This is a genomic window from Pleomorphomonas diazotrophica, assembly GCF_002844595.1.
In the GTDB taxonomy this organism is placed as follows: domain Bacteria; phylum Pseudomonadota; class Alphaproteobacteria; order Rhizobiales; family Pleomorphomonadaceae; genus Pleomorphomonas; species Pleomorphomonas diazotrophica.
In genome coordinates this window covers 122,177-136,577 of the sequence record NZ_PJNW01000005.1, presented here as the reverse complement: position 1 = coordinate 136,577, position 14,401 = coordinate 122,177, and the positions used below count along the sequence as shown (strand labels likewise).

Annotated in this window: 11 protein-coding genes; 4 read left to right on the top strand and 7 right to left on the bottom strand. The window is 65.0% G+C overall.

Annotation, left to right across the window (positions count from 1 at the left end):
* Positions 1 to 25 precede the first annotated feature (25 nt).
* Entirely contained in the window at positions 26 to 1,318 is a 1,293-nt protein-coding gene (locus CXZ10_RS08830) for an amidohydrolase family protein (RefSeq protein ID WP_101288782.1), read from the top strand.
* Between the two features lie 26 nt (positions 1,319 to 1,344).
* Here the strand turns inward: CXZ10_RS08830 and CXZ10_RS08825 are convergent, their stop codons facing one another.
* Positions 1,345 to 1,860, bottom strand: a complete 516-nt coding sequence (locus tag CXZ10_RS08825; RefSeq protein ID WP_101288990.1) for a cupin domain-containing protein — start codon at positions 1,858 to 1,860, stop codon at positions 1,345 to 1,347.
* 5 nt (positions 1,861 to 1,865) lie between these two features.
* Positions 1,866 to 2,645, bottom strand: a complete 780-nt coding sequence (locus tag CXZ10_RS08820; RefSeq protein ID WP_101288781.1) for a tetratricopeptide repeat protein — start codon at positions 2,643 to 2,645, stop codon at positions 1,866 to 1,868.
* Positions 2,646 to 2,811: 166 nt separating this feature from the next.
* On the opposite strand from CXZ10_RS08820, the gene CXZ10_RS08815 reads away from it, so the two are divergent.
* The 3 genes from CXZ10_RS08815 to pta all read left to right on the top strand — a co-directional run bounded on the left by CXZ10_RS08815 (position 2,812) and on the right by pta (position 7,880).
* Positions 2,812 to 4,188 (top strand): leucyl aminopeptidase family protein, encoded by a 1,377-nt coding sequence (locus CXZ10_RS08815; protein ID WP_101288780.1) that lies wholly within the window; start codon positions 2,812 to 2,814, stop codon positions 4,186 to 4,188.
* A 346-nt stretch (positions 4,189 to 4,534) separates the two neighbouring features.
* On the top strand, positions 4,535 to 5,746 hold the full coding sequence (locus tag CXZ10_RS08810; RefSeq protein ID WP_101288779.1) for an acetate/propionate family kinase: 1,212 nt from the start codon (positions 4,535 to 4,537) through the stop codon (positions 5,744 to 5,746).
* Between the two features lie 19 nt (positions 5,747 to 5,765).
* Positions 5,766 to 7,880 carry a phosphate acetyltransferase gene (gene pta, locus CXZ10_RS08805; protein ID WP_101288778.1) on the top strand — a complete coding sequence of 705 codons (2,115 nt, stop codon included), beginning with the start codon at positions 5,766 to 5,768 and terminating at the stop codon, positions 7,878 to 7,880.
* 214 nt (positions 7,881 to 8,094) lie between these two features.
* On the opposite strand, the gene CXZ10_RS08800 is transcribed toward pta, so the two are convergent.
* From CXZ10_RS08800 to CXZ10_RS08780, 5 genes are all read right to left on the bottom strand, one after another.
* Positions 8,095 to 9,147: a Gfo/Idh/MocA family protein gene (locus CXZ10_RS08800; RefSeq protein ID WP_101288777.1), complete on the bottom strand. Its 1,053-nt coding sequence runs from the start codon at positions 9,145 to 9,147 to the stop codon at positions 8,095 to 8,097.
* Positions 9,148 to 9,220: 73 nt separating this feature from the next.
* Positions 9,221 to 10,006, bottom strand: coding sequence for a ThuA domain-containing protein (locus tag CXZ10_RS08795; protein WP_101288776.1), 786 nt, complete (start codon positions 10,004 to 10,006; stop codon positions 9,221 to 9,223).
* Between the two features lie 445 nt (positions 10,007 to 10,451).
* A complete protein-coding gene (gene ilvD, locus CXZ10_RS08790; protein WP_101288775.1) occupies positions 10,452 to 12,308 on the bottom strand; it encodes a dihydroxy-acid dehydratase in 1,857 nt (618 codons plus the stop codon).
* A gap of 120 nt (positions 12,309 to 12,428) precedes the next feature.
* On the bottom strand, positions 12,429 to 13,790 hold the full coding sequence (locus CXZ10_RS08785) for a globin-coupled sensor protein (protein WP_101288774.1): 1,362 nt from the start codon (positions 13,788 to 13,790) through the stop codon (positions 12,429 to 12,431).
* Between the two features lie 219 nt (positions 13,791 to 14,009).
* Positions 14,010 to 14,393 carry a cupin domain-containing protein gene (locus CXZ10_RS08780; RefSeq protein WP_101288773.1) on the bottom strand — a complete coding sequence of 128 codons (384 nt, stop codon included), beginning with the start codon at positions 14,391 to 14,393 and terminating at the stop codon, positions 14,010 to 14,012.
* Between the last annotated feature and the right edge of the window lie 8 nt (positions 14,394 to 14,401).

The window sequence follows — 14,401 nt, the reverse complement described above, 5'->3', positions numbered from 1 at the left end:
CCGCTCGCCAAACCGAGGTTCGCCCATGCTCGACCTGCTCATTGAGAATGCCAACCTCGCCGACGGCCGTACCGGCGTCGACATCGCCGTCGGCGATGGTCGCATCGTGGACATCCGACCGGCCATCGGCAAGCCGGCTCGCACGACCATCAATGCGACGGGACGGCTGGTGACGCCGCCCTTCGTCGACCCGCATTTTCACATGGACGCGACATTGTCGCTCGGCCTGCCGCGCATGAACCGCTCGGGCACGCTGTTGGAAGGCATCGCGCTCTGGGGCGAGCTGAAGCCGCTGCTGACCCAGGAGGCGGTGGTGGAGCGGGCGCTTCGCTATTGCGACCTCGCCGTCAGCCAGGGTCTGCTTGCAATCCGCAGCCATGTCGACGTCTGCGACGATCGACTGCTGGCGGTCGAGGCGCTCCTTGAGGTGAAGAAGCGCGTCGCCCCCTATATCGATCTGCAACTCGTCGCCTTTCCGCAGGACGGTTTTTATCGTTCGCCGACGGCCGAGCGCAATCTCCTCAGGGCACTCGACATGGGCGTCGATGTCGTCGGCGGCATCCCGCATTTCGAGCGCACCATGGCCGACGGAACGGCGTCGGTGCGCCGCCTCTGCGAAATCGCCGCCGAGCGCGGACTGATGGTCGATCTCCACTGCGACGAAAGCGACGATCCGCTCTCCCGCCACATCGAGACGCTGGCCGCCGAGACGATCCGCGTGGGATTGCAGGGCAGGGTGGTGGGCAGCCACCTCACGTCCATGCATTCCATGGACAACTATTACGTTTCCAAGCTGATCCCGCTGATGCGCGAGGCCGGCGTGCATGCCGTCGCCAATCCTTTGATCAACATCACCCTGCAGGGCCGCCACGACACCTATCCCAAGCGGCGCGGCATGACGCGGGTGCCCGAACTCCTGAAGGCTGGCGTCAACGTCGCCTTCGGCCACGACTGCGTCATGGATCCCTGGTACTCCATGGGTTCGGGCGACATGCTGGAAGTCGCTTCGATGGCCGTGCACGTCGGCCAGATGACGGCGCTCGACGCGATCGATACCGCCTTCCACTGCGTCACCGACAGGGCGGCCAAGGCCATCGGCCTTGAGGGCTATGGTCTCGACGTTGGCAAGGCCGCCAACCTCGTGATCCTGCAGGCCCGCGACACGGTGGAGGCGATCCGCCTGAAGCCGACGCGCCTCGCCGTGATCCGCAATGGCAAGGTAATCGCCGAGACGGCGCCGAGGGTGGCCCGTCTCGACCTGCCGGGCCGCCCCGAGATGGTTGACACGGCCGCCTATGCGCCGCCGCGCGGGGAATAGGCTGTCGGAGAGTCGGGCCCAGCCGTCTATTCCTCGCCGTCCCAGTAGTTCAAACTGGTTTCTTGCCGGCCGATGAAGCGGAAGCGTTCGTTGCGCGTGCCGTCGCCGGTCGGCAGCCGGCCCTTCACCAGGAACTTGCCGGAATCGGGATAGTCGATGACATCCGGTTCCACCATGGTCGATACGGCAAGGTAGCGGAGCGGCCTGTCTGAGGTGTTCTCGATCTGGTGGGCGGTTTCCGGGCCGCCGGGCGGGCAGGCGATGACGTCGCCGGCGCGAACGGGATACCGCTCCGAGCCGACGCGGATGGTGCCTTCTCCTTCGAGGATCAGGAACATTTCCTCGTTGCAGCGGTGGTTGTGCAGCGGCGCTGCACGGCATCCCGGCATGGTCTCTACCAATAAGTAGCCGAGCATCCGGGCACCGAGCCGCTCTCCGATGGCGGCAAATCGTGCGTCGTACCCATCCGGCGCCGTCCGGTCGAGATCGTCCGCCGGGTCGAAGGCGACCTCGGCGAGATTGAGGATCCTGGGCGGCACCATCTCCATCACCCCTGCTTGCGGGCTTCCTTCCAGGTGTTGGTCTGGCTCAGCATCGACTTGAGATAGGCGACGTTGGTTTCCGCCTGTGCCGGGTCGAGTTCCTGCCGGGCGATGGCGTCGGCTTCCTTGAACTTGCCCTGCAACCCCAGCACCAGCGCCAGATTCTGGCGAATGCGGCTAGTTGTGCCCGGCAAGGCCACGGCCTGCCGCAGCGTTTTCTCGGCATTGGCGACGTCGCCGGTGAGAAGGTAGGACAGCGCAAGATTGTTGTAGACCGAGGCCTCGCTCGGCGCGATCTGCAGCGCCTTCTGGTAGGCGGCGCGGGCCTCGGCGGGGTTGCCCTGCTGATCGAGAATGGCGCCTTCGGCCGAATAGAGCTTCCAGTCAGGCCGGTCGGGCCGCTGGGTCTGGCGGATGACCCTGAGCGCCTGGTCGAAGTTGCCGTTGGCAGCGAGGGCCTTGCCGTAGGCGGCGCTCATTTCCGGATCGTTCTGGGACGCGACCATGCCCTTTTCGAGTACGGCGACGGCTTGGTCGGTGCGACCGCCGAGGCGAAGGGCGGCGGCGTAGTTGAGGATGTTGGTGCGGTTCTTGGGATCGGCGTCGTAGCGCTGGCCCCAGGCGGTGGCCGCCCCGGCAAGCTGGGCGTCGGTCATCCGGTCCACCGACCCGGTTACCGAGACGTCGCCGCGGGTGGTGAGCACCGGCCTGTTATTGGCGCAGCCGGCGGTAGCGAGTGCAAGCAACAGGGCGAGAAGCGCGGAACGTCGAACGGAAAGCAACATCGATCTCACCGTGATGAGGGGCGGCGCGGCCGCCTCGGGTCACATCTTTGGTAATCTGTTAACCCTAACACCCGGTTAATCCGGCACGTTTCAACCGGCCCGTTTGCCTTGCCGCCGCTCGCTCGTCTCTTTACATTCGGGGAAATGCCAACCGGAGTTTGCCGCCTTGCTGTCCGCCTTTGCCGCCGCCGATGAAGCCGCCATTCCCGTCTATGCCGTCACCGCCGAAGGGCTTGAGGCGAAGCTTTCCGAGCTCGGTGCCGCCGCCTGGGCGAAGACCAATGCCTTCTCGGCCGACGAGGGGACCGTCCTGTTGCTGCCGAACGGCGAGGGCGGTGTGGCGTCCGTTCTGTTCGGTCTCGGCCGCGAGAGCGGCAGCCGGCCGCCACTGCTCGCCGGCAAGCTGGCGACCGCGCTGCCGGCCGGCACCTATCGTCTCGAAGGCTGGCCGGGCGATGCCAGCGAAGCGGCGTTGGCCTTCGCGCTCGGGTCTTACCGTTTCGAGCGCTATCTGAAGCCCAAGACCGGCGTGCCGCGTCTCGTCCTGCCGGAAGGTGAGGAAGGAACGGAAGCCGACCGGATTGCCGCCGCCGTCTACATGGTGCGCGACCTCGTCAATACGCCGGCCAACGACCTCGGCCCGGCCGAGCTGGCCACTGCCGCCCGTGAACTGGCGGCGGCTCATGGCGCGGTGTTCGAGGAGTATCTCGGCGACGATCTGCTTGCCCGCGAGTTCCCGTTGGTCGAAGCGGTGGGGCGCGGCTCCAGCCGCCCGGCGCGGCTCATCACCTTCACCTGGGGGCGCGCCGACGCACCCAAGGTGTCGCTAGTCGGCAAGGGCGTCGTCTTCGACACCGGCGGTCTCGACATCAAGGGTGGCAGCTACATGCTGCTGATGAAGAAGGACATGGGCGGCGCGGCCAATGTGCTCGGTCTGGCGCGACTGATCATGGAGGCCGGCCTCGACCTGCGCCTGCGTGTCGTGCTGCCGATCGTCGAGAATGCCGTGTCCGGCACCAGCTATCGGCCGGGCGATGTTTTCCCGTCGCGCAAGGGGCTCACCGTGCAGATCGGCGACACCGATGCCGAGGGACGCCTGATCCTTGCAGACGCCCTGGCTTTCGCCGACGACGAGGCTCCCGATCTCCTCGTCGATCTTGCCACGCTCACCGGCGCCGCCCGTGTCGCTCTGGGGCCGGACATTCCTCCCTTCTACACCCGCGACGATGCCTTCGCGGCCGACCTGTCGGCGGCCAGCCTTGCCGCCGGCGACCCGCTGTGGCGCCTGCCCCTGTGGGCGCCCTATGAGGAAGGGCTGAAATCGAAGATCGCCGACCTCAACAACGTGGCGCCGGGCGGGTTCGCCGGCTCGATCACCGCCGCCCTGTTCCTTGGCCGCTTTGTCGAGAGGGCGAAGACCTGGATGCACGCCGACATATTCGCCTGGGTGCCCGCGGCGCGGCCCGGCCAGCCGGAGGGGGGCGAGGCACAGGCGATCCGTGCGCTCTATCGCTACCTGAAGGATCGTTTCGGTCGGGCCTGAGCGCGAACTGACAATCTCTCGCGACAAAAAGCTGTTCGGCGGCGCGCACTTATGCCGTTGCCGGGCGGCTCGTCTGCGTCTTGCGCAATGCTCTTGCCTGAGCCATTCCGGAAACGCGGACGACAGTTTTTGTTAAAGTCATGAAAAGAAAATATAAATCGGATCGCCTTAGGATCGGCAGCGTTCCCTCGACGTTGGCGGTCGCGATTTCGGTACGGGGTGGGCCGCATACCAAATCCACCCGATCTCGGATATTCGCCGCAAATCCACGAGATTAGGTATGACGGGGGCGCCGCCGCTCGCCGTATCCTCGGTCAATCCAACGAGAGTCGATAGAGTATCGCCGATGCCGACATCCTCCCCCCTGATCCTGGTCATCAACAGCGGCTCGTCGTCGCTGAAGTTCGCCATCTACCCGGTCGGCGAACGCCAGCCGCTGGCCTCGGGTCTCGCCGAGCGCCTCGGCCAGAGCGATGCCTCGATCCGCATCGATGTCGACGGCACCAAGAACAAGAACCCGTTGACGCCCACCAATCACCAGGGCGCCGTGGACGCGCTGATGGCTTTCCTCAAGGAACGCGGCTGGTTCGAGCGCGTGGCGGCTGTCGGCCATCGCGTCGTCAACGGCGGCGAGCGCTTCACGGAAAGCTGCATCGTCACTGACGACGCCATGATCGAGGAAATCGGCACCTGCCCCTTTGCTCCGCTGCACAACCCGGCGCACGCGATCGGCATGCGTGCCGCCGTCCATGCCTTCCCCGCGCTGAAGCAGGTGGCGGTGTTCGACACCGCCTTCCACCAGACGATGAAGCCGGAGGCCTACCTCTACGCCCTGCCGCGCAAGTATTATCGCGATCTCGGCGTCCGTCGCTACGGCGCCCACGGTACCTCGCACCGCTATGTTTCCGGTGAGACGATCCGCCTGCTCGGCCTCGACCCGAACGACAGCGGCGTCGTCGTCTGCCATCTCGGCAACGGCTCGTCGGCCACTGCCGTTCTCAACGGCAAGTGCGTCGATACCTCGATGGGCCTCACCCCGCTGGAGGGTCTCGTCATGGGCACCCGCACCGGTGACGTCGACTACGGTGCGCTCGCCTATATCGCCAAGAAGACCGGCCTCGATGTCGATGGCCTCGAGAAGATGGCCAACCGCGAGAGCGGCCTCCTCGGCCTGTCGGAACTCTCCAACGACTGCCGCACGCTGACCGAGGCGGCCCAGGCTGGCAACCATCAGGCCGAGGAGACGCTGGACGTGTTCGTCTTCCGCCTCTGCCGCTACATTGGAGCGCTGACTGCCGCCCTGCCGCGTCTCGACGCCGTCGCCTTCACCGGCGGTATCGGCGAGAACTCCGCCTATATCCGGGCCAAGACGCTGAAGCGTCTCTCCGCCCTCGGTCTCGACCTTGACGAGGAAGCCAATGCCACCATCTTCGGCGGCAAGAGCGGCATCGTCTCGCGGTCGAGGAAGCCGGTGGCCATTGTCGTGCCGACCGATGAAGAGCGCGTGATCGCCGAGGATACGGCCCGCCTCGCCGGTCTCCTGCCTGCCAAAGCTTGATGCGAAAGGGACGAAGGCCATGACTCCGAAACCCTCTTACCGCACGTTCTTCCTGGCGCCGACGTCCAGCCAGCAGGGCATTTCCTCGGTGGCGCTCGGCCTCGTCCGCGCCTTCCAGCGCGAAGGCTACGACGTCGGTTTCGCCAAGCCGGTGGCCGATCCCGAGGCCTACCCCGACGGGCTCGACCGCTCGGTGCATTTCGCCCGCACGCTGCTTGGTCTCAACACCCCCGATCCGATCCCGGCCGAACGCGCCGAGGAAATGATCCGTACCGGCAACCTGTTCACGCTCCTTGAGGAGATCGTCGAACTGGTCGAAGAGGCGCGCGGCAATCGCTCCATGGTCATCGTCGAGGGCCTTCTGCCCTCGACCACCCATCCTCTGACCATCGATCTCGACATCGCCATGGGCCGCTCGCTGTCGGCCGAGATCATCCCGGTGGTGCCCGGTCTCGACGCCACGGTGAAGTCCATCGTCGGCGATCTTGCCGACGCCCAGCATCGCTTCCTTGCCGAGGGGCGCCCCTTCGCCGGCCTGATCGTCGGCCGCGCCCGCGGTGGCGACGCCAAGGCGGAAGAGTTCGCCAAGGCGCTCGAAGCGGCCAAGATCGGCGTGCCGGTGCTCGCCGTCACCTCCGACGAGCCGGCCCTCAACGCGCCTCGCCTCATCGACGTGGCCTCCGACCTCGGCTTCGGTATTCTTCGGCCCGGCGACATCAAGAAGGCGCGCGTCGGCGAGATCGTCATCGGCGCCCGCAGCCCCGACAAGGTGGTGAAGGCGCTGAAGCCCGGAACGCTGGTGGTCACCCCTGGCGACCGCTCCGACATCATCATCACCACGACGCTGGCCCGCTCCTCGGGCATGCCGATCGCCGGACTGCTGCTGACCTGCGACGAGCCGATGGCGCCGTCCATCTCCGAGTTCCTGTCGCCGCGTTTCGGCGACCTGCCGGTGCTGACCACCGAGCTCCAGACCTATGACGTCGCCGTGCGCCTCAACTCGATGGACCGCCGCGTCCGTCATGAGGATGCCGAGCGCATGGAAAAGCTGCTCGAGCACGTCGCCGACCACATCAACCTTGCCCCGCTGGCTCCGGCGACGGCGCGTTCCAACGGCGGCCTGATGACGCCGCCGATGTTCCGCCATCGCATGATCCAGGAGGCGCGCGCCGCCAACCGCCGCATCGTGCTGCCGGAGGGTGACGAGCCGCGCACCATCAAGGCCGCCGTCATTTGCACGCAGAAGCGCATTGCCCGCTGTGTGCTGGTCGGCGACCCAAAGGCGATCCAGGACGTCGCCACCATGCATGGCATCGAACTGCCGCCGGAGCTGGAAATCCTCGACCCGGTGAAGGTGCGAGGCAGTTACGTCGCCCCGATGGTCGAGCTCCGCAAGGCGAAGGGCCTGACTCCGCCGCAAGCCGAGGCGCAGCTCGAGGACAACGTGGTGCTCGCCACCATGATGCTGGCCCTGGGCCATGTCGACGGCCTCGTCTCTGGTGCCGTTCACACCACCGCATCCACGGTCCGTCCGGCCTTGCAACTCATCAAGACGGCGCCCGGCAACTCGATCGTCTCCAGCGTCTTCTTCATGCTGATGCCCGACCAGGTGCTGGTCTACGGCGACTGCGCCATCAATCCCGACCCGTCGGCGGATGAGCTGGCCGAGATCGCCTGCCAGTCGGCCGACAGTGCCCGTTCCTTCGGCATCGATCCGCGCGTTGCCATGATCTCCTACTCGACCGGCACGTCCGGCTCGGGTACGGACGTGGACAAGGTGCGCGAGGCCACGCTGAAGGTCATGGAGCGTCGACCCGATCTTCTGGTCGATGGTCCGATCCAATATGACGCCGCCTCGGTCGAGAGCGTCGGCAAGCAGAAGGCGCCGGGCTCGCCGGTGGCCGGCCATGCCAACGTCTTCGTCTTCCCCGACCTCAACACCGGCAACACCACCTACAAGGCGGTGCAGCGCTCGGCCAACGTCGTCTCGGTTGGTCCCATGCTGCAGGGCCTCCGGAAGCCGGTGAACGACCTGTCGCGCGGAGCTCTGGTCGATGACATCGTCTACACCATCGCGCTCACCGCCATTCAGGTCGGTCAGAACGAGCAGCCGGCACGGGCCGCCGCCGAGTAAGGCGTCGGAAACGAACGGAACAGCAAAGCCGGCGGCCTCGGGGGCGCCGGCTTTTTGTTGCCAGGACGATGGCCGTAGTGTGCGAGAGGAGCTTATTCAGTCGATTGCCGGCATATAGTAAGCCGGCTAATTTCATGCCGGCCGTTTCGGGACTGTCCAAACAAAAGCCGCCGAGAAACGACCCGGCGGCTTTGAACGACAGATGCGGACAGGTTCAGTCGGCAACAGCCAGCTCGGACCTGAGCCGCTCCGATTCGAAGGAGGCGTCGAGGATGCGTTGCAGGTTGGCAGCCCGCCGGAAACTGGGCTCCAGGGTCTGGCGGGCTTTCACCGCGTCGACGAAGCGCTTGTAGTTCATCGGCACCGGCTTGGCGGTCACTGGGCGCCAGGTCTGGCTGTTGATGTCCTTGGCGCCCTTGCAGACGCGCAGCCAAGTACCGTCGGAACCATTCTGGATCTCAAGGGCGCCCTTGTCGCCGAATACGCGGACTCGCAACGTGTTGGCATAGCCGGTGGCAAAACGCGAGGCGTGGATGACGCCGATGGCGCCATTCTCGAACTCCATCGTGCCGGCGAAGCTGTCGTTGGCATCGAGCGTGTACTCGCCGATCTTGTCGTCGGGCGCCTTGTGGAACGTCTTGAGGCGGCCGAACAGACGCGTCACGTCGGTACCGGCGCCGAAGGACGCAAAGTCGAGAATGTGGATGCCGACGTCGCCGATGACGCCCTTCGAGCCGTGATTTTCGGACAGGCGCCACAGCCAGCGGCTCTCGGTCCGCCAGTCGCCCCAATGGGTGCCGGTGAGCCAGCTTTGCAGATAGCTCGCCTCCACGTGCTTGACGTCGCCGATGACGCCCGACGTGACCATTTCGTGCATCTTGTGAATCTCAGGAACGTTGCGGTAGCTGAGGTTCACCATGCCCACGAGACCTTCCTTCTCGGCGGTCTCGGTCATTTCCAGCGCATGGGCGTAGTTGGTGGCGAGCGGCTTCTCGCACAGCACGTGCTTGCCGGCGGTGAGCAGCGCCATGGTCGTGGGATAGTGGGCGAGGTCGGTGGTAACGTTGGCCGCCGAGTCGAACTTGCCCCAGACGATGGCGTCTTCCACCGTGGCGAAGATGCGGGGAATGTTGAATTCCTTCGCGAAAACAGCGGCATTTTCGGGGAAGATGTCGACGCAGCCGACGATTTTTACACCGCGGATCTTGGCGAAATGCTTGGCGTGATGGCGGGCCATGCTGCCGGTGCCAACGATGATGAGACGCATGTTGAGGGTCCGATGGGAAGAGGGCGAAAGAACAGCGGCCGGCGGAAGAGCCGCCGGCCGTTCGGGGAGGTGTTCAGCGAAGGCCGGGAGCGCCCTTGGCGTGGATGGTCAGGCCGCGCGCCTCGATCGGCTCCAGCGCCTTGTCGACTGGCACGTTGGGCGCATCAGTGACGGCCGTCCAGGCCGGGCCCGGGTTGTAGGCCCATTTGACGGCATTGCGCAGCACCGTCAGCACATTCTCGTCGTGATAGGTCGGGTAGGCCTCATGACCGGGGCGGAAGTAGAAGATCTTGCCGGCGCCGCGCTTGTAGCAGAGGCCCGAGCGGAAGACCTCGCCCCCCTGGAACCAGGAGATGAATACGGTTTCATCGGGTTCCGGTACCGAGAAGGGTTCGCCGTACATCTCTTCCATGTCGAGCTCGATCTTCTCGGGCAGGCCGGCGGCGATCGGATGGTTGCGATTGATCACCCAAAGGCGTTCCCGCTCGCCCGCCTCGCGCCACTTGAGGGCGCAGGGGGTGCCCATCAGTCGCTTGAAGATCTTCGAGAAATGGCCGGAGTGCAGGACCAGCAGCCCCATGCCTTCCCAGACACGCTTGGCGACGCGCTCGACGACCTCGTCCTTCACCTCGCCATGGGCGGCGTGTCCCCACCAGAGAAGCACGTCAGTCGCGGCGAGCTTTTCAGCGGACAGGCCGTGCTCGGGCATCTGTAACGTCACCCAGCTCGCCTCAATGGACGGATCGACATTGAGAGCGTCGGCGATGGTGCTGTGCATGCCATTGGGATAGAGGTCACGCACGACCTGACTGGTCTGTTCGTGAACATTCTCGCCGAAGACGGTAGCGCGGATGGTCATGGAGTTCCTCCCGGGTGAACGGTTCGATGCGGCTGACTTGTACTCCGCCGGATCCGTGGCAAGCTCCGATCCGTCAACCCTTCCTCAAGGGCGTCGAGACGAAACGAACGTCTTGCGTCACCTGCATTCAAAGCGCTTTTAATGGCGCTTGTCAAGAGTCGGCCGGGCGTGGCGGCAGATTGAGCAATCGGTTGTTATTTCATTCATATTTTGGAAGACAAAATAATAAAAGCGCTTTGAATGAATCGAAACAAGTCAATGTGCACGAGATGCTCGCGGCTGCGAAGTCTGAACGGCACACGCGGTCTATAACGCCTGACGTGCCGACCTGTTCCAGCAACGATCCAACGAGCGCATCGCTTCGGTTGGGCTTGCCTGCAGCCGATACCAAAAAGGGCGGAAGACCGCCCTTCTGTGGTTTGGAACCTCGGATCGAGACGCTGGCCTAGTGCTCGATCTGGCTGACGTCGCGCACGGCGCCCTTGGCCGCCGAGGTGGCCATGGCAGCATAGGCACGCAACGCCGCCGACACCTTGCGCGGGCGGGGCGCAGCCGGCTTCCAAGCCGCCTTGCCTTTGGCCTCCATGGCGGCGCGCCGGGCGGCGAGTGCCTCATCCGAGACCAGCAGGTCGATGGTGCGTTTCGGAATATCGATGCGGATGCGGTCACCCGCCTCGACGAGACCGATGGCGCCGCCCTCGGCCGCTTCCGGCGACACGTGGCCGATGGAGAGACCCGAGGTGCCGCCGGAGAAGCGGCCGTCGGTCAACAGAGCGCAGGCCTTGCCGAGGCCCTTCGACTTCAGATAGCTCGTCGGATAGAGCATTTCCTGCATGCCGGGGCCGCCCTTGGGGCCTTCGTAGCGGATAACCACCACGTCGCCGGCTTGGACGTCGCCGCTGAGAATACCCTTGACCGCCGCTTCCTGGCTTTCAAAGATCTTCACCTCGCCCTCGAAGACCAGGATCGACTCGTCGACGCCGGCCGTCTTCACGATGCAGCCGTCCAAGGCGATGTTGCCGAACAGTACGGCGAGGCCACCATCCTTCGAATAGGCGTTGTCAACCGAGCGGATCACGCCCTTCTTGCGGTCGACGTCGAGTTCGTCCCAGCGCCGATCCTGGCTGAATGCTTCCAGCGACGGCACGCCACCCGGCGCCGCTGCGAAGAAGGTGCGCACGGCGATCGAGTTGGACTGAACGACATCCCACTCCTGGATTGCCGCCTTCAACGTCGGCGTATGCACGGTGGGAACGTCGGTGTTGAGAAGACCGGCACGGTCGAGTTCACCAAGCAGGCCGAAGATGCCGCCGGCCCGGTGCACGTCTTCCATGTGGATGTCGGCCACGGCCGGCGCCACCTTGGACAGGCAGGGCACGCGGCGGCTCAAGCGGTCGATGTCGGCCATGGTGAAATCGACGCCGGCTTCCTGGGCGGCTGCCAGGAGGTGCAGCACCGTATTGGTCGATCCGCCCATCGAGATGTCGAGAGTCATGGCGTTCTCGAAGGCCGCGAAGGAGGCGATCGAACGCGGCAGCACGCTTTCGTCGTTGCCTTCGTAATAGCGCTTGCAGAGATCGACGATCAGTTGGCCGGCCTTGAGGAACAGCGCCTTGCGGTCGGCGTGCGTCGCCAGCATCGAGCCGTTGCCCGGCAGGCTGAGGCCAAGCGCCTCGGTGAGGCAGTTCATCGAGTTGGCGGTGAACATGCCCGAGCAGGAGCCGCAGGTCGGGCAGGCCGACCGCTCGTAGGAGCGCACGTCGGCGTCCGACACCTTGTCGTCGGCGGCGGCGACCATCGCGTCGATCAGGTCGACGGACTTGGTGACGCCCGTCGACAGCAGCACCTTGCCGGCCTCCATCGGGCCGCCGGACACGAAGACGGCGGGAATGTTGAGGCGTAGTGCCGCCAGCAGCATGCCGGGCGTGATCTTGTCGCAGTTGGAAATGCACACCATGGCGTCGGCGCAATGGGCGTTGACCATGTACTCGACGCTATCGGCGATGAGATCACGCGAGGGCAGCGAATAGAGCATGCCGTCGTGGCCCATGGCGATACCGTCATCGACGGCGATGGTGTTGAACTCCTTGGCGAGGCCGCCCGCCTTCTCGATTTCGCGGGCGACGAGCTGTCCCAGGTCCTTGAGGTGCACGTGACCTGGCACGAACTGGGTGAAGGAGTTGACGACGGCGATGATCGGCTTGCCGAAATCGCTTTCCTTGACGCCGGTGGCGCGCCACAGGCCACGGGCGCCGGCCATGTTGCGGCCGTGGGTGGAGGTGCGGGAACGATAGGCGGGCATGGGTTCGGTCCATCTCGATGGAGGCGTATTGCCTGACGGATGGGACCGTTTTGCCGAAAAAGCAAGGGCGGCGGCGGCGCAAAGCGTTCGCCGCCGTCCCTTGGATGTCCCGCAGCGCTGTCAGGCAGCGCGTACCTTGGCAAGGAAGCCCCTGATCTCGGACCTGAGACGGGCGCAGCTTTCGTCCAGTTCGACCGTGCCGCTCTTCATCCGCTCGGTGGCGGTAACGGCCGCCGTATTGGCCTGCGAAACGCCGTCGATGTGTTCGGTCACCTCGGCTGTGCTGGTCGACGCCTGGTTGAGGTTGCGCGAGATGTCGAGCGTCGCTGTACCCTGTTCCTCAACTGAAGCGGCGATGGCTTTTGAGATCTCGCTGAGCCGGCCGATGACGTCGGAAATGGCATTGATCGCCGCAACCGACTGTTCGGTCGACGACTGGATGCCGTTGATCTGGTCAGCGATGGTCGAGGTCGCCTTGGCGGTCTGGTCGGCGAGCTGCTTCACCTCGGCGGCGACGACCGCGAAGCCCTTGCCCGCTTCACCGGCCCGTGCCGCCTCGATGGTGGCGTTGAGGGCGAGAAGGTTGGTCTGCGACGCGATGTTGTCGATCAGGTCCACGACGTCGCCGATTTTCTTGGCGGCCTCGGAAAGGTCCCTGATCTGCGTCGAGGTCCGGACGGCGTCGGCGGCAGCCTCGGCGGCGACGCGGCTCGATTCCTCCACCTGCCGGGTGATCTCGGCGACGGAACCGGTCAGTTCCTCGGTGGCTGCTGCGACGGTGGCGACATTGGCCGAGGCCGTTTCGGCGCCGCGCGCCACGCTCCTGGCCCGCTCGGCGGCACGGTCGGTCGCCTGGTCGAGGTCGCGCGTCAGGGTCGCCATGTCCTTGGCCGACGACAGAACCTTGTCGGCGATGGCGCCGACCGACGACTCGAACTCCTCGGTGACGCGGTCGATCAGGTTGTGGCGCGCCGCGCGTTCGGCGTCGATGTAAACCGAGATGGCGAAATCCATGTCGACCATCACGGCCTTGCTGAGCGCCTGCAGCAGCTTGAGCCGCGTCTGCTCCCGACCACCCTTCATCAGACCGCCGGAATAATCCTTGTTGACGCGGGCGATCAGCGTGTTGAGCAGGAAGTCGTAGCCCCCGATGTACCAGGTGGGGGACAGGCCGATCCGATAGTGCGTCTCGCCGATCTTGGACACCGACTGGAAATAGGCCTCGTCGAAACGAGCCTCCAGCACCCGTTCCCAATGCTTGAGTTGCGCCGCCCTGGCATGGGTCATGTGGTCGGGTGAGCGGAAGAAGCGTCTGGTCTCGGGAAAGTCGGACACATGCCGGTAGAAGGCGTCGATGCCTTCGGCAAGGATGCCGGAAATATAGCTGCGATGTTCGCGGAGCGTGGCGGAGACACTGTCGTCGATGGCGTGAAAACCGAGGCGCTGACGCATGTCTGAGGCATTGATCGAGGGAGCGGACATGCCGGTTCCTTTATGATGCGGGCCGGCGCAAGGAACGCGCCCGACGTCAACCTATGTCGGGCAGGACACGTTACCCCTTCGTAAATGATTTGGGAAAACCGTCGACATTCAAAGAACTTGTCGCCGATCACCCCTCGATATACTACCTAGGTTACTCGCTTTCCTGACAGGCACACTCAATATTATACACGCCGAGGCGTCACTCTGCCGCCTGTACGACTAGAGTGGATGAGTGGTGGAGACCTCGAGGCTGGCATAACCCTCCGGACGGAAGCGCGGCCGACAGAGACACAGAAAGACCAGATCGACGCTGCCATCGTTTTCGATGCGCTGGGGCGTACCCTCGGGAATGCGCACGCTGTCGCCAGGGCCGACGCGAAAGTGCTCGCCGCCCACCTCCATCACGCCGCTTCCTGCTTCGATCACGTAGGTCTCTTCAACGTCAAGGGCGTGCAACTCGGTTGTCACGCCGGGTGTGACGCGGGCTCGTGCCAGCGAGACCTCCGGCCGCGTCGGGTGGTTGAGAAGCTCGGTGATGAAGCAGCGTTCTGAGGTCGCGAACTCCCGGAGACCTCCACCGGCCAGATGAAAAGGATGGGTCATGCTTGCCT

Coding starts and splice junctions, on each gene's coding strand:
- CXZ10_RS08810 (WP_101288779.1), top strand. CDS start 4,535: ATGCCGACATCCTCCCCCCTGATCCTGGTCATCAACAGCGGCTCGTCG.
- CXZ10_RS08825 (WP_101288990.1), bottom strand. CDS start 1,860: ATGGTGCCGCCCAGGATCCTCAATCTCGCCGAGGTCGCCTTCGACCCG.
- CXZ10_RS08780 (WP_101288773.1), bottom strand. CDS start 14,393: ATGACCCATCCTTTTCATCTGGCCGGTGGAGGTCTCCGGGAGTTCGCG.
- CXZ10_RS08795 (WP_101288776.1), bottom strand. CDS start 10,006: ATGACCATCCGCGCTACCGTCTTCGGCGAGAATGTTCACGAACAGACC.
- CXZ10_RS08785 (WP_101288774.1), bottom strand. CDS start 13,790: ATGTCCGCTCCCTCGATCAATGCCTCAGACATGCGTCAGCGCCTCGGT.
- CXZ10_RS08800 (WP_101288777.1), bottom strand. CDS start 9,147: ATGCGTCTCATCATCGTTGGCACCGGCAGCATGGCCCGCCATCACGCC.
- ilvD (WP_101288775.1), bottom strand. CDS start 12,308: ATGCCCGCCTATCGTTCCCGCACCTCCACCCACGGCCGCAACATGGCC.
- pta (WP_101288778.1), top strand. CDS start 5,766: ATGACTCCGAAACCCTCTTACCGCACGTTCTTCCTGGCGCCGACGTCC.
- CXZ10_RS08820 (WP_101288781.1), bottom strand. CDS start 2,645: ATGTTGCTTTCCGTTCGACGTTCCGCGCTTCTCGCCCTGTTGCTTGCA.
- CXZ10_RS08830 (WP_101288782.1), top strand. CDS start 26: ATGCTCGACCTGCTCATTGAGAATGCCAACCTCGCCGACGGCCGTACC.